We start from the raw sequence: 19,662 nt of genomic DNA, 5'->3' as shown, positions 1-19,662 counted from the left end.
AAATTGTATCCTAGTTGCTACCTAAGTGATAATCTGGTTCATTCCTTAGCTATCTTCGTATTGACTGATACTCTATCGCTATTTCTTCTAAATCTACAGTTCGCTCAGGTACTTTAGGAGTAAAGCATTCTGCTAAAGCCTTCGCTGTCTTCCCAGCAAAGCACATCCCTACACAGTTGCCTACAATAAAACTTACTATGGTCAATGCATAACTGGTAGCTTGTGTGTCTCCATCCGCATCAATTGCATTTAAAACAGGTATAGTTATTCCTAAATGAATTCCACCAAAAAGCAGACCACCCATAAAGGCCATTGATTTAATAAAACAACTATCTGTAATAAATGCCCTGTATTTATCTTTTATTTCTTCGGTACGTGCTTCCACTCTCAACGCGTGATTTTTTTCCGCTTGCTTATATTTCTCAGCTATAAATTCTTTCACTATTTTATTATCGATTTCGATTTCTTGAGGAAGCTCCATGCCATGCAACTGAAAAAATAAAATCGGATGTTTTTTTACTGTCTGATAAGCAAGAGTTTTTAATGAAGGGGGATTATGTACTTTAACGTCTTGTTTAAAAGAATTTTGTTTTATCTCTAAAGTACTTACTTTTTCAACTTCTTTTATTTCTTCACATTCTTCAATTTCATCTATCATTTATAAATTCTCGTCTTAATCATCATTTTTTATTCGTTTTAATTAAAAAATATTCCAAATGATATCAAAGCAAGCATATTTTAGCTACATTCAGGTTAGATGGATACTGCGGACAAGCCGCAGTAGGTAGACATAGAGGATTTATTGTGACTGTTAAATCATTCGACAGGTGTTAACATTTATACTTATATACTTAGCCAACTTTATCTTCATCAGCATAAGGAAGTACGGTTACCTGTGTACCTACGGTGATAAATTCTTCGTTTAACCATTTGGCAGCACTTGGGAATACTCGTACACAGCCGTGGCTGGTATTTGCCATGGGTACTTCATAGCCTGCATGGATTGTGTATCCCTGGAAAAAATACATGCAATAAGGCATTTTGGCCCCGCCTGTGGTCTCCACAGGGTATTCACCCGAACGACAATCAATGCCTCGTTTATGATACACATGGAAAGTACCCGTAACGGTTCGACAGGACTGCTTTTGATTTTCATCACAAACGTCTTTACCACCAGAAGCACTACCCGTCATCACTCGATTACCATCGGGATCATAGGCTGCCCAGGCATAGGCTTTCGGATCAAAGATAAACTGTTTTTTACCGGTAGCAGGCGCTTTTTCCGGAAAATAATCCCGACCGCGTTTATCTTCGGTGTAATGGATAGTACGATGAACCATTCCCACATCATCGGTAATATAGCAAGATTCATCGCAATAGGGCATACAGCCTGATAATCCAAGACACAGTAAGCCAACCCATAACAACAACTTCTTCATGGTAAATTATTCTCTCTTTAGTTTAAAATTTGGGAATATGGTAGGAATATCCTACCATGATTTATTATGCCTCTAAACGGCGATATTTAATACGGGAAGGTTTATCTGCTGCATCCCCTAAGCGTCGTTTTCTGTCAGCCTCATAGTCGGTATAGTTGCCCTCAATAAAAACCACCTGTGAATCACCTTCAAACGCCATTAAATGAGTACAGATTCGATCAAGGAACCAGCGATCATGCGAAATAACAATTGCGCAACCAGGAAAATTCAATAATGCTTCTTCCAAAGCACGTAAAGTTTCTACATCCAAATCATTGCTTGGTTCGTCAAGGAGGATAACATTGGCCCCGCGTTTTAACAGTTTGGCTAAGTGAACCCGGTTTCGTTCACCGCCTGACAATTGGGACATTTTCTTTTGTTGATCAGCCCCTTTGAAGTTAAAACGACCAACATAAGCACGTGAAGGCATTTGGAAAGCGCCCACTTGCATAATATCCAAGCCATCGGAAATTTCTTGCCAGACGGTCTTGTTATCTTCAAGGTCATCCCGCATTTGATCGACATACGCTAAATTTACTGTTTCTCCAATACGGATTTCCCCACTATCAGGCGTTTCTTGTCCAGTAATCATTTTTAAGAAAGTGGACTTACCTGCTCCATTAGGCCCAATAATCCCAAGAATCCCCCCTTTGGGTAATTGGAAACTTAAATTATCAATTAATAAACGATCACCAAACGACTTGCACAAATGCTTCGCCTCGATGACTAAATCTCCCAAACGTTCACCAGGTGGGATATAAAGCTCATTGGTTTCATTACGCTTTTGGAATTCTTTTGAATTCATTTCTTCAAAACGGGCGAGTCTCGCTTTGTTTTTAGCATGTCGCCCCTTTGGCGAGGTACGCACCCATTCCAACTCGGCTTTAATCGCACGCTGGTGGGCCGCTTGTTGTTTATCCTCCATGGCCAACCGGGCTTCTTTCTGTTCTAACCACGAGGTGTAATTCCCTTTATAAGGGATACCTTCGCCGCGATCGAGCTCTAAAATCCATTCCGCGGCATTGTCGAGGAAATAACGATCGTGGGTAATGGCAACCACAGTCCCAGGAAAATCCTCAAGATAACGTTCAAGCCAGGCAACGCTTTCTGCATCAAGATGGTTTGTTGGTTCGTCGAGCAATAGCATATCAGGATTGGATAATAGCAATCGACATAGCGCTACCCGGCGGCGCTCCCCTCCAGAAAGTTGACTGATCACAGCATTCCAGTCAGGCAAGCGCAGCGCATCAGCAGCGACATCCAATTTACGATCCAGTTCCCAGCCACCACAGGCTTCAATATCATTTTGCAACTCGCCTTGCTTTTCAAGGAGTGTATTCATTTCCTCATCACTCATCGGTTCAGCGAAGCGCATGCTTATTTCATCAAATTCGGCAAGCTTGGCCTTAATGGCAGCAACACCTTCTTCTACCACTTCACGTACGGTTCTTGTTAAATCCAATTGTGGTTCTTGCTCCAAATACCCAATTTTAATACCAGGTTGCGGACGAGCTTCACCATCATATTGCGTATCAACACCGGCCATAATGCGTAGTAGTGTTGACTTACCCGAACCGTTTAACCCCAAGACCCCAATTTTAGCGCCGGGGAAAAAACTTAACGAAATATCCTTTAAAATAAAGCGTTGATTATCAACGACTTTGCTAACTCGATTCATGGTAAAAATGTATTGCGACGACATAGAGTGCTCCATCTATAAAAGCAGGCGCAGAAAGTTAACGAAACCCCTAAATTTCTCAAGAAGATAATCTTAAGTTTAAGGGTATCTTTGATAAGTCTGCGACTACTATTAACGCTTACCAAAGATCATGTTTTTTGCAAATTAAGTCCAATCGAGGATTACTTTTCCTGATTGACCTGAGGCCATCATTTGAAACGCATGTTGATAATCCGCTATTGGGAAATGATGCGTTATAACAGGTTCTAAGTTTAAACCACTTTGTAACATCGCTATCATTTTATACCAGGTCTCAAACATTTCCCGGCCGTAAATTCCTTTAATCACCAACCCTTTAAATATAACCTGGTTCCAGTCAATAGGGGTCTCCTGCGGAGGGATCCCTAACATTGCAATATGCCCCCCATGGTTCATTGCCTTGACCATGTCATTTAACGCCATAGGATTTCCAGACATTTCCAAACCCACGTCAAAGCCTTCTTGCATCCCTAATTCATTCATAACGTCTTTAATGGATTGATACTTGACGTTAACTGCTCGGGTAGCCCCCATTTTCTGAGCCAATCCCAGTCGATATTCATTCACGTCTGTAATGACTACATGACGCGCACCTACATGGCGGGCAATAGCAACTGCCATAATACCAATAGGGCCTGCACCTGTTATTAATACATCTTCCCCTACCATATCAAACGCTAAAGCACAGTGCGTTGCATTACCGAACGGATCAAGAATGGAGGCCTGATCACCTGAAATATTGTCAGGTAAAACAAGTACATTCGTTGCAGGCAAAGACAAATACTCTGCAAAACAACCCGGGCGATTAACACCGACACCCTGGGTATTGCGACAGAGGTGACGTTTACCAGCACGGCAGTTGCGGCACATTCCACAAGTAATATGACCTTCACCTGACACCCGCTGTCCAACTTTTAAACCCTTAACTTCTCGACCAATTTCAACAATTTCACCGTAAAATTCATGGCCTACAGTCATGGGTACCGGTATGGTAGCTTGCGCCCACTCATCCCATGAATAAATATGAATATCGGTCCCACAGATTGCTGTTTTATGAATTTTAATCAATACATCATTTACCCCATATTCCGGTATGGGAACCTCCTCCATCCATATTCCTGGTTCACGTTTTGCTTTTACTAAGGATTTCATGTATTCCCCCTTAAATTACTACCTACAGCATCGATATTAAAATTGATCATGTCCTCTATTATCTCTATATACCAGATATACCAGGGTTTACCTGCGGTATTCCACCACACAGTACAACCCTGGCTTGAGCTTTGGATACCGCGAACAAGTCGCGGTACGTGGAGACAGAAGTGAACGCTGAATTTGTCTATTATTTAAATTACCCGATAACACCAAGCTCTTTACCTACTTTTGCAAACGCTTCCAATGCTTTATCCAAATGTTCTAGCTCATGGGCAGCAGACATTTGTGTACGAATGCGCGCTTTACCTTTGGGGACCACTGGGTAAGAAAATCCAACCACATAGATTCCTTCCTCGAGAAGGCGGGCTGCCATTTTTCCGGCAAGGGTAGCATCCCCTAACATCACCGGAATAATCGGATGTTCACCTGGAATCAAACCAAAACCAAGTTTGGTCATGCCACTTCTGAAATATTGGCTATTGCGCTTTAGTTTTTGTGCCAGCTCATTGCTACTTTGTAATAAATCAAGAACAGCCACTGAGCTTTGCGCAATCATCGGCGCTAATGTATTTGAAAAAAGATAAGGTCTTGAGCGCTGTCGAAGCCAGTCAACGATAGTTGCATTTGCTGAAGTATAACCCCCAGAAGCTCCGCCTAATGCTTTGCCAAGCGTTCCAGTAATAATGTCAATTTTGTCTGCAACACCACAATACTCAGGTGTCCCTCGTCCTGTTTCGCCCATGAACCCGACCGCATGGGAATCATCAACCATGACCATGGCATCATAACGTTCTGCCAGTTCACAAATAGCAGGTAAATTCGCAATTATACCGTCCATAGAAAATACACCGTCCGTTGCAATTAAACGAAAACGGGCACCTTTGGCTGCCTTAAGCTGCTCTTCCAAATCTTTCATGTCGTTATTGGCATAACGAAAACGTGCTGCCTTGCACAGACGAATACCATCAATGATGCTAGCATGGTTTAATGCATCGCTAATGATAGCATCTTCCGGACCAAACAAGGTTTCAAACAACCCTGTGTTTGCATCAAAACAAGACGAATAAAGAATCGTATCCTCCATCCCTAAGAATTGACTTATTTTTCTTTCCAATTCTTTATGCGGTGTTTGAGTACCACAGATAAACCGCACGGAAGCCATTCCATAGCCGTACTTTTCCAATGCTTTTTGCCCCTCAGCAATTAAAGTAGGATGATTGGCTAATCCCAAATAGTTGTTTGCACATAAATTTATAACTTTCCCTTCTTTTACTGTCACGGCAGCCTGCTGTTGACTAGTTATGACTCGTTCTCCTTTGTACAACCCTTCTTTTTTGAGTGTATCAATCTCAGCAAACAAAAATTCAGTAAATCGCTCAACCACATCAATCTCCTGTAATAAATATGCGGCAAATAATAACAAATTTTACACAACACCACTATGAAATCATGCACCTCCCTCTAATCTTTAAGATGGCTATAAAAAATTGCTTAATCTTTTGCTAGAGGAATCGCACCTTTTATCAATTCTTGCTAAAATGCCCACAACGTTTTAACCTAGGTATTCAAAGTAACGGTGAACTTCTAATGACTAGTCAAACTGCACGAATTAATATGGTCAAACAGCAGCTTCGCACGGGCGAGGTTCTGGATGAATCTATTCTCTCCCTGTATGAGGAATTTCCACGCCATGAATTTGTGCCCCATGATCTGCAACATTTTGCCTATTCAGACATGCAAATTCCGCTAGACCACGGACAGCGAATGATGACACCTTTGGAAGAAGGCAAACTAGTACAAGCCTTAGCCCTTAAAGGAAATGAAGTCGTTTTGGAAGTAGGTACAGGTACAGGTTTCTTGACTGCGTTGTTAAGTCGACTTAGTAAAAAAGTAATCAGCATTGATTATTTTTCCGATTTCACTACCCAGGCTCGACGCAAGTTACATGAACATCACTGCACCAATGTTGAATTAATTACTGGTGACGCCTCCAGAGGCTGGTTAGAACAAGCACCTTACGATGTGATGGTATTCACCGGTTCTCTCGAAGAACTGCAGGAAACACATCGTCTACAGCTACTGCCAGGTGGAAGGTTATTTGCCATTCTTGGTAAAGAACCAGTCATGCAAGGCCAGTTACATCGCTTGGATTATGATGGCAAATGGCATGTAAAAATACTATTTGAAACAAATATTCCTCCTTTAATTGATAAATTAAAACCGAAAGAATTTGTTTTCTAGGACAAGCTCGTATGAAAAAAACGCTGTTATGCTTGATGTTAACTATTGGTTTACCTACCTTGTCCCATGCGACGGATTTGATGGATATTTATCAGCAGGCACTAGAAAATGATCCTGCATTCAAACAAGCTTACAGTACTTATATGTCTAATACGGAGGCTATTCCACAGGCTCGTGCGGCCCTATACCCGCAGTTAACAGTAAATACCCAGGCGGCTCGCAATGTTGAAAATGTCAGTGCAGGAGGCGGTAGCGTAGAGGCGACTTATAATAGCAACCAATGGCAGGTTACCACCTCACAAGCTATCTTTAATTATCAAGCCTGGGCTCAGGTTCAGCAAGCCAAGGCCTCTGTTAAAGCGGCGCAAGCTACTTTCAATGATGCTGCCCAGGATTTGATCTTGCGTACAGCCAAAGCTTATTTTGATGTGCTTCTGGCTCGGGATACCCTTAATTTCGCAGAAGCAAAATTACGGGCAAACAGACGTCAGTTCGAACAAGCAGAACAGCGTTTTAAAGTCGGTTTAGATGCCATTACCTCTGTTTATGAAGCAAAAGCGGCCTATGATCAATCGGTTGCTGAAGTTATTTCCGCGAGAAATAACGAAATTAATCGGAAAGAGGATTTACGTAAATTAACTAATCATGTATATGAACATTTATCCCCTCTTCGTAACAGTACTATTCCATTAATTAGGCCCGAACCCGATAATGCAGATGAGTGGGTAAATACAGGGCTACTGCAAAACTATAAACTTTTTTCCTCCAAATATAGTTTGGAGGCGGCCCGGGAAAAAATAAAAGTGCAGGCAGCCGGTGCCTGGCCGACATTAGCCATTCAGGGCAATGCGTCCCAGACCCATAATGAATCAAGCAGTACCTCCTTTTTCATTCCATCAAGACAGGGGTCAGCCAGCGTTGCCATCGCATTAAACTTTCCTGTTTTCCAAGGTGGATTAGTACAATCTCAAACAAGACAAGCTCAATTTGATTTTCAAACCTCCAGCCAGCAACTCGAGCAAACTTACCGCGATGTGATTGTGAATAGTCGCATTGCTTTCAATACGATTATCGATGGTATCAGTAAAGTTAAAGCAGATAGACAAACCGTTGTCTCTCAGCAAAACTCTTTAGAAAGTACCGAGGCTCAGTTTCAGGTTGGGACACGTACCATGGTGGATGTCGTTAATGCGCAACGACGCTTGTTTGAAGCCCAGGAACAGTTAGCCCGTGATCAATATAATATGATTAATGCCATACTTAATTTAAAATATCTGGCAGGCACTCTCAACGTCAATGATCTTGAAGAAGTGAATTCCTGGCTGGAAACAACACGCATTAATGCATTTCCATGTCAAGTGCCCCTTAAAGCGAGGGTTAAAAAAGTTAAGATAACAGCTACCAAATCATCAACCACAGGAACTTTTAAAAAATCTGCGGTTAAAGCTGCTGTTGTAGTTAACCCTCAAACCACCAAAAAAATTGATTAATGGTGTAATATTAACTTTTAGTTTTAGGTTGTTGTAATTATGTCCACTACCCCTTCATTGGTTGAAAAGAAACTTTTACATTACACAGGGAAAGCCATTGCCGACTTTAACATGATTCAACGAGGTGATCGGGTTATGGTTTGTTTGTCGGGGGGAAAGGATTCGTTTACCTTACTTACACTTTTACACACGTTACGGCGTCGCTCAAATAACAAGTTTGACATTTTTGCTTTTACCTTGGACCAAGCACAACCGGGTTGGGATGATAGTAAGCTACGTCAATGGCTAAGTGAACGAAACATCCCCCATGAGATTCTGACACGCGATACCTACAGTATTGTTAAAGAGAAAGTTCCTGAAGGCAAAACCTATTGTTCATTATGTTCAAGACTGCGCAGAGGTATCATTTATCGTTACGCTGAAGAACATGGGTTTACCAAAATTGCCCTAGGCCATCATCGTGATGATTTAATTCGCACCTTAATGATGTCTATATTTTATAATGGCGATATACGTTCTATGCCGCCTAAATTACTGAGTGATAACAAAAAACATATCGTCATACGCCCCCTTTGCTATGTTCAGGAAAAGGATATTATCAATTTTGCCCAAGAACAGGCCTATCCTATTATACCCTGCAACTTATGTGGCTCTCAGGAGAATTTAATGCGCAAAAGGGTTGCCAAATTGATCGATCAATTAGCTGAAGAAAATCCCAAGGTTCCCAGTAACATGCTTCATGCCCTGCAAAGTATTAAACCAAGTCAACTCATGGATCAGGATCTTTGGCAATTTAAAAACCTGGAAGATCAATTAATAAGTCCTTTGTTAACCCCTGGGGAAACTGTTTTTTCTAATGAAGAATTACAACCTTTGGAAGAAGAACAATAAAGACCACTCATTGAATGAATTTGCCAAACCATAATTCAGGTTCAGTTTCTTTCATAAGCCAAACATTTAGTATTGTATGGCAAGTGTCTACCTCTTGGGGGTAAACATTGAAAAGGAACTAGATAAAGTTTTTAGCCACATTTCAAGAGATCAACTATGTCTAAAAATATTTTTTTAACAAAGTTGATCTCTGCAAGCAAACCCCGACCTATATTGTGACTGTTCCTAACCTATTTCTACATACCACTGCTTGGCAGTGAAACTCCATAAGGTATTAATTTGAATGTCTCGGACAAAAGCCGAGACACGCGGTTTTTTGAACGGATCATTTAAAACTTTTAATAATGACAAATTAAATCTAAGCCATTAAAATGGTGTTTTGGGACAATGTTAAGAAATTTTTCTTTTTTGTAAAGAAAGGGGTTCACAAAATAAACAAACTGCGTTAGTATTGTGTTGCCCAAATCAGGATACCTTAATCATGAATGAAGCATTAACTACAAATTTTCGTAAGTTTCATGTCTACAAGCAGCGCTCTTTAAAATTTGATTTTGTAGCTGCTATCGTAGTTTTTCTTGTGGCAGTTCCTTTATGTTTGGGAATAGCTTTGGCTTCCGGAGCGCCTTTATTTTCTGGCATTTTAAGCGGCATTATCGGCGGCATTGTGGTTGGAGCACTCAGTGGTTCTCCGGTCAGTGTAAGTGGTCCTGCTGCAGGTATGGCGGCAGTAGTACTTGCTGCTATTAGTCAATTAGGAAATTTTGAGACTTTTTTATTGGCTTTGGCTTTAGCAGGTATCCTGCAGATTATTGTTGGTGGCTTGCGTGCAGGTTTTGTGGCTGATTACGTACCTTCCAATGTTGTACAAGGGTTATTATGTGCTATTGGTATTCTATTGATAATTAAACAATTACCTTTAGCATTTACCTTTTCATCTGATTTGAAGGAATTAAAAGCACACCTTCTAGAAACCACAGAGGGTTTAAGTTTCAATCCTTTATATGACTTGACCTATCACATCAATGAAGGCGCTGTAATTATTTCATTGGTTTCCTTTGCTATTTTAATTTATGGCGATAAGGTAAAAAACAAATGGACGCAAACTATTCCTGCCCCTATTCTCGTGGTAATAGCAGGTATTTTACTCAATGAAACATTTGTCTTTCTTAATTCAACGTTCGCACAAAATAATCCACAACTCGTTAATATTCCGAGTCATAATGGGTTTAGTGACTTTTTAAGTCAATTAACCTTCCCGAATTGGAATGCGTGGTCTAATCCCAAGGTATATGTGTATGCGTTTATTATAGCGACAGTCGCTTCTCTGGAAAGTTTGCTTAATGTTAAGGCGAGCGAAAAACTGGATAAAAAACGACGTCATTGCTCAAAGGATAGGGAGTTAGTTGCTCAGGGTTTCGGTAACCTTGCAGCCGGACTGGTGGGTGGAATCCCCGTTACTTCTGTTATTGTTCGCACCTCCGTTAACATTCAATCAGGCAACAAAACCAAAGCATCTGCTATATTGCATGGCATTTTTATTCTCTTCGCTGTTTTGCTGATTTCAAATTGGCTTAACAAGATACCCTTGTCTTCTCTGGCAGTCATTCTGATATTTACTGGTTACAAATTAACGCAACCATCCATTTATAAGAGCGTCTATAACCAAGGAACAGATCGGTTTATTCCTTTTATTGCTACTGTGGTAAGCATTGTGATTTTTAACTTATTAGCTGGGATACTCATCGGCTTAGCCATTAGTCTCTTTTATATTTTAAAATCCAACAGCAAAGCCCGTCTGGATATTGTAAAAGAAATTTATCCTAACGGTATCACCAATCGCTTGATTCTTCCTCAACAAATCACTTTTTTAAATAAGGCATCCCTGGTTGCTGAACTCGATTCAATTCCTAAAAACTCTCAATTAATTATTGATGCCCGTTATTCAGATTACATTGACAAGGAAATTATCGAATTAATTAAAGAATTTAAAGAAGAACAAGCTCCATTAAAACAAATTGCCCTGAATTTGATAGGGTTTCAAGAGCGCTATGATATACACAATTACATCGATTTCATCAACGTAACGACCTACGACATATTAGCGACATTAAAGCCCTCCCAAGTATTAAGTTTATTACGTGAAGGCAATCAACGCTTCTTACATGACCAACGGATTCATAGAAGTTCTAAAATTGACATTAAGTACACTGCAGAAACTCAACATCCGATGGCTGTGGTTTTAGGCTGTATTGATTCCCGTGTTCCTGTTGAAACCATTTTTGACATGAGCTTTGGTGATTTGTTCTGTGTTCGAGTAGCAGGAAATGTCATCAATAACGATATACTTGCAAGTATTGAATATGCCTGTAATGTAGTAGGCGCAAAATTAATTGTTATTTTGGGTCATACTCGCTGTGGCGCTATTCAAGCAGCTTGCGATGGTGTACAAAAAGGACACATTACACAATTGCTCGATAAAATTCAGCCGGCCATTCATGCTGAAACAGAAACGAGGATAAATCGTACTAGCAAAAACAGTCAGTTCGTAAAGCATGTTACCGAATTGAATGTAGCCAATACGTTGCGCCAAATTTATGAAGAAAGCGAAATCCTAAGACAAATGATTAATCAGGAAAGCATTAGTATTATTGGTGCCATTTATGATGTTTCGACTGGAAAAGTAGATTTTAATAATTTTTCTCACCCAATCATTAAAGACAAAGATAAAGTCATTGATTTCTTACACGAAAAAAGCATTAAAGTCCTGGAAGAAGCTGAAAAAACCCCACCAACCGTAAGGCTTGCTAAAGTGGGCAAATAGGTTACTGATGTTCAGTAACCTATTTACCCATCACATGAACATAGGCAACTCTCTCGTCATTGCTTCTATCCAGATACGCACTTTAGGCTGCAAAAACCGCGCTGGATGATAAAAAAGAAAAACTGGAATAACAGGCAATTTGCCAGTAAATAGTTCAATTAATTCCCCTTTTTCCAAATAATCCGCGATTTGATAATGATGCAAAGCAACAATGCCCAATCCACGTCTAGCACAATCAGCCAAGGCAGCTGCATCGTTTAGATACATGGAAGGCTTTAACTGAATTGTTTCCCCTGAATGAAAAACCCAGCGATCATTGGGAATGCGCATACTATGTGTCAGATAAGCGTGATGCTCTAAATCAGTAAATAGTTGGGGATAACCATGAGTCTCAAGATATTGTGGAGAAGCACAAAACACATATCGGGTTGTCGTTATTTTTTTCTGTACAGAGTTGGAAGCAACTTGCATGGACATCCCATAAACAACATCGAGATCCTCTTCCAGTAAATGAGGCACTTCCTCAGCAATCTGCAAATCCAAAATTAGCTGGGGATAACGTGCAGTTAATGCAGGCATGCGTGGTAAAATGACTGTTTCGGCAAAAAAACGTGAGCTTTTTACGCGTAAAACTCCCCTCGGCTCGGCCTGCGAAGCAATCACCACTGTTTTGGCTTGTTCCAAAGCTTGTAAAACAGTTTGTACCTCCTGAAAATAAGCCTCTCCCACGGAGGTCAAAGAAACTTTACGTGTGGTGCGTTCGAGCAGCATGACTCCCAATTCTGATTCTAAGAGAGTAATCTGCTTACTAACTGCGGCAGGGGAAATAGCCAATTGCTTAGCAGCGGCGGTAAAACTTCGACACTGCACCACTTTACAAAACGTTTGAATGAGAGCAAGGGTATTCACGTTAGTATCCAGGACATACGGCTGAAAAAATTTTTAAATTCCACGTTCCAAGGAATAATGCTTACAGTATATACCCAAGAAACTTCAAAATGCGATATTAGACTTCATGCATAAAAGTCGCATTTTGAAGTTTCTTGGGTATATAATATTTGCTTTTGTATTATCAGCAGGAGCAAGCATGCGTACATCGCAATGGTTATTGGCTACTCTTAAAGAAACCCCTAATGATGCAGAAATTGTTTCTCATCAGTTAATGCTAAGGGCCGGGATGATTCGCAAACTAGGCTCAGGCCTTTACACATGGCTCCCGCTTGGACTCAAAGTATTACGAAAGATTGAACATATTGTCCGTGAGGAAATGAATCGTACTTATGCGATGGAAGTACTGATGCCCGCAGTACAACCCGCTGAATTATGGCAGGAGACAGGCCGCTGGGAAACATTCGGCGGTCAATTACTTACTATGCAGGACAGTAATGGACGCGATTACTGTTTTGGACCCACGCATGAAGAAGTCATTACTGATCTGATGCGTAATGAATTACAATCCTATAAACAACTACCTGCCAATTTTTATCAAATTCAAACCAAATTCCGCGATGAAATACGCCCCCGCTTTGGCGTCATGCGTGCTCGAGAATTCATCATGAAAGATGCCTATTCTTTTCATCTGAGCCAGGAATCACTCCAGGAAACATACGATGCCATGTATCAGGCATACTGTCGTATTTTTGATCGATTGGGTTTGCGGTATCGTGCTGTGGAAGCAGATACAGGTGCTATTGGGGGTTCAGCTTCTCATGAATTTCAAGTTTTGGCAGATTCAGGTGAAGATATTATTTTCTATAGCGATGAAAGCGATTATGCCGCCAATGTGGAACAAGCCACCTCGTTACTTCCTACCAAGGCGAATTCACTCCCCGAAGAAAGGATGAGTCTTGTCAATACGCCTGGGCAAAAAACCATTACTGAAGTAGCTAACTATTTAAATATTGCCACGGCTGATACCGTAAAAACATTAATTGTAGCTGGAGAGGAACATCCTCTTGTTGCTTTGATTTTACGTGGTAACGATGAATTAAATGAAGTGAAAGCAACGAAGCACCCGCTGGTAAAAACTCCGTTGCAATTTGTTGACGATCAAACCATTGCCCAAAAATTAAAGGCACCTGTAGGATACCTGGGTCCTATCGGTTTGGACATTCCAGTGATTGTGGATCATCATGCTTTAGCTATGACTTCTTTTGTTTGTGGAGCAAACCAGGCTGATAAACACTATCGTCATGCAGCCTGGGGACGTGATGCCACCTATCAGGATGGTTATGATTTAAGGAATGTCAAAGAAGGCGATCCAAGTCCCGATGGCAAAGGAAAGTTACATGCTTGCCGCGGGATTGAAGTTGGTCACGTTTTTCAACTGGGTGATAAATATGCCAAGGCAATGAATGCTGCCGTGATTAATGAAAACGGCCAATTACAGACCATGATAATGGGTTGCTACGGTTTGGGAATAACCCGCGTAGTCGCTGCGGCTATTGAACAACATCATGATGAGAAAGGTATTATATGGCCGCAAAATATAGCTCCCTTTCAATTGGTCATTATTCCTATTAATGGACACCGTTCCGCTCCCGTCAAGGAAACCGCTGAATCCCTTTATCAACAATTTAACAATCAAGGCATTGATGTGCTTCTGGATGATCGCAATGAACGGCCTGGCGTGCTCTTTGCTGACAGCGATCTCATTGGCATACCCCATCGCCTGGTCATCAGCGAACGAAATTTAGAACAACAGGTGGTTGAATATAAGGCGCGAAACAGTGACGACGTTAAATTGGTTTCACTGGCTGAATTGAATGAATTTGTAGCCGAACTCTTTTAATTTCTCACTGCCTGGTTGAAGCTTAAGCGACAGCCAGGTTTCAATTTCCTCTTGATGTAATCCTATAATATCCAGTTTTTTGCAATGGCCACATAAAATTTTCCCTAAAGAAGTTGAACAGGCACAACCTGAGAAAGTAATCGCTAATTTACGTGACCAATACGAAGCGTCAAAAACGGAATTGGCAGAGAAAAAAGCTGCTCTAAATTTGTAAAACACTTGATAACAACTGTTGTGTATAAGCGTGTTGAGGATGTTTAAAGATTTGTTCGCAAGTTCCCTGTTCAACCACTTGTCCCTGCCGCATAACTAGTACTTCATCAGCCATGTATGCAACAACAGCCATGTTATGGGTGATAAACAAGTAGGTTAAGCCTGTTTCCTGTTGCAATTCTTTCAATAAATTCAAAATCTGCGCTTGCACCGAAATGTCCAACGCACTGGTTGGTTCGTCACAAATAAGTAATTCTGGTTCAGTTGCTAACGCCCTGGCAATACAGATCCGTTGCCGTTGACCACCCGAAAATTGATGAGGGTAACGGTGCAAACAATTTCGCGGCAAGTTTACTTGTTCCAATAGAAGCTGCTGCTTTTTCTTGATTAAATTGGTAGGCGCACCTTGAGCCACCATTCCTTCCGCCAAAATTTCAGCCACAGTCATACGAGGGTTCATTGACGAAAACGGATCCTGAAAAATGATTTGTACTTTTTTTCGATAATTACGCAACCGTTCACCTCGAAAATCGCTTATATTTTCACCTCGATAAATAATCGTTCCATCACTAATAGGTTGTAGTTTTAGCAATGCGCGACTGGCAGTTGTTTTACCACAACCCGATTCACCAACAAGGGCCAGTGTTTTACCGGAATACAGTTCCAACGATAAACCATCCACTGCTTTAATTTCTTCACTTCGCTCAAATAAACCTTTTTTAATATAAAAATAAACCGCCAAATTGTTTACCTGAAGGATAGGTTCTTCCGCTACCGTCTCTTTCGTAACCCAATTTTTTTGTTGAGATTTCAACAACGGCGGCTTGGTTAATTCTGGATAAAGATGACAACGGACAGTACGACTGCCTAAAGTTTGCAACTGTGGTTTAAGGTGGGTACAAGGCGAAAAGGCATGAGCACAGCGAGGATGAAAGCAACATCCTTGTGGCAAAGCATCCAAGGTAGGTACAGCACCTGGAATGGCTTGTAAACGCTGACCTCGTTTATTAAAATCAGGAACAGAAGCCATTAGCTGTTGAGAGTATGGATGCTTAACCTGGGTAAAGAACTCAGTAACAGATGCCTGTTCAACAATTTGTCCAGCATACATGACACAAACCCTATCAGCTGCCGCCTTTACCACACCCAAATCATGCGTAATTAGCAACATACTCATACAATGCTGGCGTTGTAATTTTTTAAGTAACGTTAAAATCTGAGCCTGGATAGTGACATCCAAAGCAGTTGTTGGTTCGTCGGCAATTAAAATTTCCGGGTTACTGGCCAAAGCCATTGCAATGACAATTCGTTGCTTCTGGCCACCAGATAATTGATGGGGGTATTGTCTTAAACGTAAATGCGGTTTTGGAATTTCAACCTCTTTAAGTAAAGCAATTAAATATTCTATTATTTGAGAGCGATTCTTTTTAAGAGAGTTAGGTAGGGCTTCAAACAATTGTTGCCCAATAGTTAACACAGGATTTAGCGCAGTCATTGGTTCTTGAAACACCATAGCCAAACGTTTGCCACGAAGATTGCGCATCACACATTCCGGTAAATTAAGAATATCTTCGCCCTGGATGAGCACTTCACTTGCTTTACCATAGAAAGCGTTAGGTGGCAAAAGCCGCATGAGAGCCAGCGACGTGATTGATTTACCACAACCAGACTCCCCCAGCATGGCCAGAGTCTCGCCCGGGATAAGAGAAAAACTTACCTCATTCACCGCCGTCACTGTTTGATCTACCGTTTGAAATGCCACGCTCAAGTTTTTAACTTCGGCTACATTAGCCATGTTACGTCTTCAACAGATGAAATTTTCTCAATGTAACAAAGAGATAGTCTTGAGGGCAATAATGATAGACTCTTAATCGTTAAACTTTTCACTGGTGACAGAATTAGAAGGTAGTGTGTATAATCCATAATTCTGATTCAGCATAAATTTTTTAATCCAAAAATAAGAAGAATCCCATGTTAAGAAGAATGATATTAGCGGCCATGATACTATTTTCATGCCTGGCACAAGGAAAAAAACCAGCGCTTTATCAAGTTGACTTAATCATTTTTACTCATCAAAATGCGTCTTCCTTGCTGAGTGATTTTAATGCTGCAATACCTGGTAGCTTGCATGGAATCCCTTTAAGGACAGAGGTCAACTCAGCAACAACCCCCTATCATTTATTGCCCCCCTCAACTTCCAAATTACGACAAGAGTATTGGGCTTTAAATCGTAAACCCCAATATCATGTACTTTTGCACTACAGTTGGCTTCAACCTTTTAACAACCAACAAGCCATTGTATTACCAAAACTCAGTAGAGATGGTTGGAATGTGGAAGGCACCATAAGGGTTCGTCGCTCGAATTATTATTTACTGGATGCTAATTTATTATTTTCTACGGCAAATAATACTGCCTTTGTTTTTTCCCAGAAACAACGCATCAAAGGTGGTGACATTTATTATCTGGATCATCCACACGCGGGTATACTGATTAAGGTACATCAATTAGGTTAATTTAGGGATTGTGATGGAATTTTGTAATGGATTGCTTCACTTTACTTCACAATGACCACATAAAAAATTTTGTATATGGAGTTCAACTACTTCCACTTAAATCTATCAGCTGTGTTTTTCTTTTAATAACTCATTTACCCTGCAGGTTATTATTTCTCCAATTGCTTGCAAGCACAGCAATTTGGCAGTACCGCGACGCCAGTATAAGGCAATCGTTCGAGAAGGGGCAGGTTTGGCAAAAGGAGTTAACTGTAATCCTCTTTTATTCTCCTGTACCGCTAGGGCAGGTAAGAGTGTAACTCCAAGACCTGCTTCAACCATAAAGCGTAAAGTTTCCAAACTGGTTGCGGTAAAATCTGCCCTTCCTTCAGCTTTGACTAATTGACAAACAGCAATTGCCTGTTCGCGTAAACAATGCCCCTCTTCCAATAACATCACTGGCTGATGGACTAAATCGCCAAGTTGCATTTCTTTCTTCGACTGATGTTTGCCTTTATTGGTTGAAGCAAAATAAAAGGGTTCTTCGAAAAGTATTTGAGAGGCGAACTCTTCTGAAATGGGTGTGGCCATAAGAGCGGCATCCAATTGTCCACTGGCTAGCTTGTCAATTAAATGATGTGTTTTTTCTTCAACTAACCAGACTTTTAACTTGGGAAAAGTACTTTGAATTGCTGGCATTACATGCGGTAACAAATACGGTGCAAGCGTGGGGATAACACCAACATGCAGTTCCCCAGCAAAGGGATCTGACGCCTGACGAGCAATCTCTTTCATTTCAGAAACCTCAGTCAGTATTTGTTGCGCCCGCTCAAGGACAGAACGTCCACCTTCTGTTAACATGACCTGCTTATTATTACGCTCGAAAAGCAAAATACCTAATTCATCTTCAAGTTTTTTAATTTGCATGCTTAATGTGGGTTGGCTAATGTGACATTTTTTTGCTGCCTCTCCAAAGTGCATCACCTCTGCCAGAACAACAAAATATTGCAAATCTCTTAAATTCATTCTGTCTCTCTATAATTACAGGGTGTTAACCAGGTTAATTCATTAGTCAATATGACCTATCATATACCCAATCTTGTTAAAGTTGTGTATAGTCACCCTCTTTTTACTGATTGTATATAATTTGATGACTCCGGTTAGTATTTCCTATATAAAAACACCAGAACGTTATGGTATTTGGTTAATTGGTGTTTCGTTTGTACTTTTTCAGTTTTTTCTACAATTGTCCTCTGGCGTTATCATAGGTGCCATTATGCATGAGATGAATCTCTCAGCACTGATGGCGGGGATTTTAGGCAGTGCCTTTTATTACGTATACACCAGCCTGCAAATTCCTGTGGGTTTATTATTTGATCGTAAAAATACACGTGCATTGTTAACATCCAGTGCTTTCTTTTGTAGCGCAGGCTGCTTTTTTTTCGCCCATAGCCATAGTCTTCTTTTTTTAATTATAGGAAGAGTGATTATAGGAGCAGGTTCTGCCTTTGCCTTCGTTGGTTTATCCCATTTATTGAGACAACATTTTCCATTGAGACAGTTTGGTTTTATGATTGGTTTATCAGAAACACTGGGTTTTCTTGCCACTATGGTAGGGATGATAAGTCTTGGAGCACTCATTACTCAATGGGGATGGCGAAGCTTTCTTAATGTTGCTGCCTTTGTTAGTCTTGGCATTGCTTATTGCAGCTGGCAATATATTCCTGTAAGCCCCCTAAAACCGTCTCCCTTCAAATTTAGTGAACAAATTAAACAAATAGTTACTAATGGCCGCGCTTGGATTAATGGCTGGTTTGTAGGATTAAGCTTTACCGTAATTACCGTTTTTGGCGCGATGTGGGCCGTCCCGTTTATTCAAATCAAACTGTTGTGTCATTTAAAAACAGCAAGTGCAATTGACTCAATGATTTTTCTCGGTGCAGCGCTTAGTTGCCCTCTCTTTGGTTATTTAGCTATCCTTTTTAAAAGAAAGCCTTTAATGCTTGGTTCTTGCCTTTCAACAGCCGGACTGATTTTATTGGTTCTTTATTTGCCGTTATCCAGTCCATTTCTTATTGCCTTTTTAATGTTAATGATTGGGCTTTGCTGTGGAGCCTATATGCTTGCTTTTTCCATAGCCAATGAATTGGCTCCTAGTCAATCCTTGTCCACTTGTACAGGGTTTACCAATACCTTGGCAATGATTACAGCCCCTCTCTTACAACCCTTAATTGGTTTTTTCCTAGATAAATTTAGTACAAAGCCCCTCTTGGAGGCATATCAAACTGCATTATTAGTGGTTCCGATTAGTTTGATTGTTGCTGCCAGTCTGGTTCAGTTCTTGCCGGAAAAAAATACATCTTTGAAGTAGT

General features: G+C 40.7%; 15 protein-coding genes. 7 read left to right on the top strand and 8 right to left on the bottom strand.

Annotated features, from left to right (window positions below):
- Nucleotides 1-49: 49 nt before the first annotated feature.
- From Ljam_RS14405 to Ljam_RS14385, 5 genes are all read right to left on the bottom strand, one after another.
- Complete coding sequence (locus Ljam_RS14405) at nucleotides 50-658, bottom strand: hypothetical protein (RefSeq protein WP_058450674.1); 609 nt, start codon at nucleotides 656-658, stop codon at nucleotides 50-52.
- A gap of 193 nt (nucleotides 659-851) precedes the next feature.
- Nucleotides 852-1,439 (bottom strand): L,D-transpeptidase, encoded by a 588-nt coding sequence (locus Ljam_RS14400; RefSeq protein ID WP_058450673.1) that lies wholly within the window; start codon nucleotides 1,437-1,439, stop codon nucleotides 852-854.
- Nucleotides 1,440-1,503: 64 nt separating this feature from the next.
- Nucleotides 1,504-3,180: an energy-dependent translational throttle protein EttA gene (gene ettA / locus Ljam_RS14395; protein ID WP_058450672.1), complete on the bottom strand. Its 1,677-nt coding sequence runs from the start codon at nucleotides 3,178-3,180 to the stop codon at nucleotides 1,504-1,506.
- 141 nt (nucleotides 3,181-3,321) lie between these two features.
- On the bottom strand, nucleotides 3,322-4,347 hold the full coding sequence (tdh, locus tag Ljam_RS14390; RefSeq protein WP_058450671.1) for an L-threonine 3-dehydrogenase: 1,026 nt from the start codon (nucleotides 4,345-4,347) through the stop codon (nucleotides 3,322-3,324).
- 199 nt (nucleotides 4,348-4,546) lie between these two features.
- Nucleotides 4,547-5,734, bottom strand: a complete 1,188-nt coding sequence (locus tag Ljam_RS14385; protein ID WP_058450844.1) for a glycine C-acetyltransferase — start codon at nucleotides 5,732-5,734, stop codon at nucleotides 4,547-4,549.
- A gap of 203 nt (nucleotides 5,735-5,937) precedes the next feature.
- Here Ljam_RS14385 and Ljam_RS14380 point away from each other — a divergent pair, with 203 nt between their 5' ends.
- From Ljam_RS14380 to Ljam_RS14365, 4 genes are all read left to right on the top strand, one after another.
- A complete protein-coding gene (locus tag Ljam_RS14380; protein WP_058450670.1) occupies nucleotides 5,938-6,591 on the top strand; it encodes a protein-L-isoaspartate O-methyltransferase family protein in 654 nt (217 codons plus the stop codon).
- An 11-nt stretch (nucleotides 6,592-6,602) separates the two neighbouring features.
- Nucleotides 6,603-8,081, top strand: coding sequence for a TolC family outer membrane protein (locus tag Ljam_RS14375; RefSeq protein WP_082651632.1), 1,479 nt, complete (start codon nucleotides 6,603-6,605; stop codon nucleotides 8,079-8,081).
- 39 nt (nucleotides 8,082-8,120) lie between these two features.
- The gene (gene ttcA, locus Ljam_RS14370; RefSeq protein ID WP_058450669.1) at nucleotides 8,121-8,972 is read left to right on the top strand and encodes a tRNA 2-thiocytidine(32) synthetase TtcA; all 852 of its coding nucleotides are present in this window, start codon (nucleotides 8,121-8,123) and stop codon (nucleotides 8,970-8,972) included.
- Between the two features lie 481 nt (nucleotides 8,973-9,453).
- Nucleotides 9,454-11,793: a bifunctional SulP family inorganic anion transporter/carbonic anhydrase gene (locus Ljam_RS14365; protein WP_058450668.1), complete on the top strand. Its 2,340-nt coding sequence runs from the start codon at nucleotides 9,454-9,456 to the stop codon at nucleotides 11,791-11,793.
- A gap of 30 nt (nucleotides 11,794-11,823) precedes the next feature.
- On the opposite strand, the gene Ljam_RS14360 is transcribed toward Ljam_RS14365, so the two are convergent.
- Nucleotides 11,824-12,702, bottom strand: coding sequence for a LysR family transcriptional regulator (locus Ljam_RS14360; protein ID WP_058450667.1), 879 nt, complete (start codon nucleotides 12,700-12,702; stop codon nucleotides 11,824-11,826).
- A gap of 178 nt (nucleotides 12,703-12,880) precedes the next feature.
- Here Ljam_RS14360 and Ljam_RS14355 point away from each other — a divergent pair, with 178 nt between their 5' ends.
- Complete coding sequence (locus Ljam_RS14355; RefSeq protein ID WP_058450666.1) at nucleotides 12,881-14,584, top strand: proline--tRNA ligase; 1,704 nt, start codon at nucleotides 12,881-12,883, stop codon at nucleotides 14,582-14,584.
- Nucleotides 14,585-14,786: 202 nt separating this feature from the next.
- Here the strand turns inward: Ljam_RS14355 and Ljam_RS14350 are convergent, their stop codons facing one another.
- Nucleotides 14,787-16,592 (bottom strand): ABC transporter ATP-binding protein, encoded by a 1,806-nt coding sequence (locus tag Ljam_RS14350; protein WP_058450665.1) that lies wholly within the window; start codon nucleotides 16,590-16,592, stop codon nucleotides 14,787-14,789.
- Between the two features lie 176 nt (nucleotides 16,593-16,768).
- Here Ljam_RS14350 and Ljam_RS14345 point away from each other — a divergent pair, with 176 nt between their 5' ends.
- On the top strand, nucleotides 16,769-17,311 hold the full coding sequence (locus Ljam_RS14345; protein ID WP_058450664.1) for a CsiV family protein: 543 nt from the start codon (nucleotides 16,769-16,771) through the stop codon (nucleotides 17,309-17,311).
- Nucleotides 17,312-17,416: 105 nt separating this feature from the next.
- On the opposite strand, the gene Ljam_RS14340 is transcribed toward Ljam_RS14345, so the two are convergent.
- Nucleotides 17,417-18,316 (bottom strand): LysR substrate-binding domain-containing protein, encoded by a 900-nt coding sequence (locus Ljam_RS14340; protein ID WP_058450663.1) that lies wholly within the window; start codon nucleotides 18,314-18,316, stop codon nucleotides 17,417-17,419.
- 124 nt (nucleotides 18,317-18,440) lie between these two features.
- Between Ljam_RS14340 and Ljam_RS14335 the strand changes: the two genes are divergently transcribed.
- A complete protein-coding gene (locus Ljam_RS14335; protein ID WP_074881632.1) occupies nucleotides 18,441-19,661 on the top strand; it encodes an MFS transporter in 1,221 nt (406 codons plus the stop codon).
- Nucleotide 19,662: the final 1 nt, after the last annotated feature.

The sequence above is a fragment of the Legionella jamestowniensis genome, assembly GCF_001467745.1.
Taxonomy (GTDB): domain Bacteria; phylum Pseudomonadota; class Gammaproteobacteria; order Legionellales; family Legionellaceae; genus Tatlockia; species Tatlockia jamestowniensis.
This window is presented reverse-complemented; position numbering and strand designations above follow the sequence as displayed.

Bases quoted from the DNA above. Each gene is read 5' to 3' on its own strand.
- Ljam_RS14405 (WP_058450674.1), bottom strand. From the start codon at position 658: ATGATAGATGAAATTGAAGAATGTGAAGAAATAAAAGAAGTTGAAAAA.
- Ljam_RS14400 (WP_058450673.1), bottom strand. From the start codon at position 1,439: ATGAAGAAGTTGTTGTTATGGGTTGGCTTACTGTGTCTTGGATTATCA.
- ettA (WP_058450672.1), bottom strand. From the start codon at position 3,180: ATGTCGTCGCAATACATTTTTACCATGAATCGAGTTAGCAAAGTCGTT.
- tdh (WP_058450671.1), bottom strand. From the start codon at position 4,347: ATGAAATCCTTAGTAAAAGCAAAACGTGAACCAGGAATATGGATGGAG.
- Ljam_RS14380 (WP_058450670.1), top strand. From the start codon at position 5,938: ATGACTAGTCAAACTGCACGAATTAATATGGTCAAACAGCAGCTTCGC.
- Ljam_RS14375 (WP_082651632.1), top strand. From the start codon at position 6,603: ATGAAAAAAACGCTGTTATGCTTGATGTTAACTATTGGTTTACCTACC.
- ttcA (WP_058450669.1), top strand. From the start codon at position 8,121: ATGTCCACTACCCCTTCATTGGTTGAAAAGAAACTTTTACATTACACA.
- Ljam_RS14365 (WP_058450668.1), top strand. From the start codon at position 9,454: ATGAATGAAGCATTAACTACAAATTTTCGTAAGTTTCATGTCTACAAG.
- Ljam_RS14355 (WP_058450666.1), top strand. From the start codon at position 12,881: ATGCGTACATCGCAATGGTTATTGGCTACTCTTAAAGAAACCCCTAAT.
- Ljam_RS14350 (WP_058450665.1), bottom strand. From the start codon at position 16,592: ATGGCTAATGTAGCCGAAGTTAAAAACTTGAGCGTGGCATTTCAAACG.
- Ljam_RS14345 (WP_058450664.1), top strand. From the start codon at position 16,769: ATGTTAAGAAGAATGATATTAGCGGCCATGATACTATTTTCATGCCTG.
- Ljam_RS14340 (WP_058450663.1), bottom strand. From the start codon at position 18,316: ATGAATTTAAGAGATTTGCAATATTTTGTTGTTCTGGCAGAGGTGATG.
- Ljam_RS14335 (WP_074881632.1), top strand. From the start codon at position 18,441: ATGACTCCGGTTAGTATTTCCTATATAAAAACACCAGAACGTTATGGT.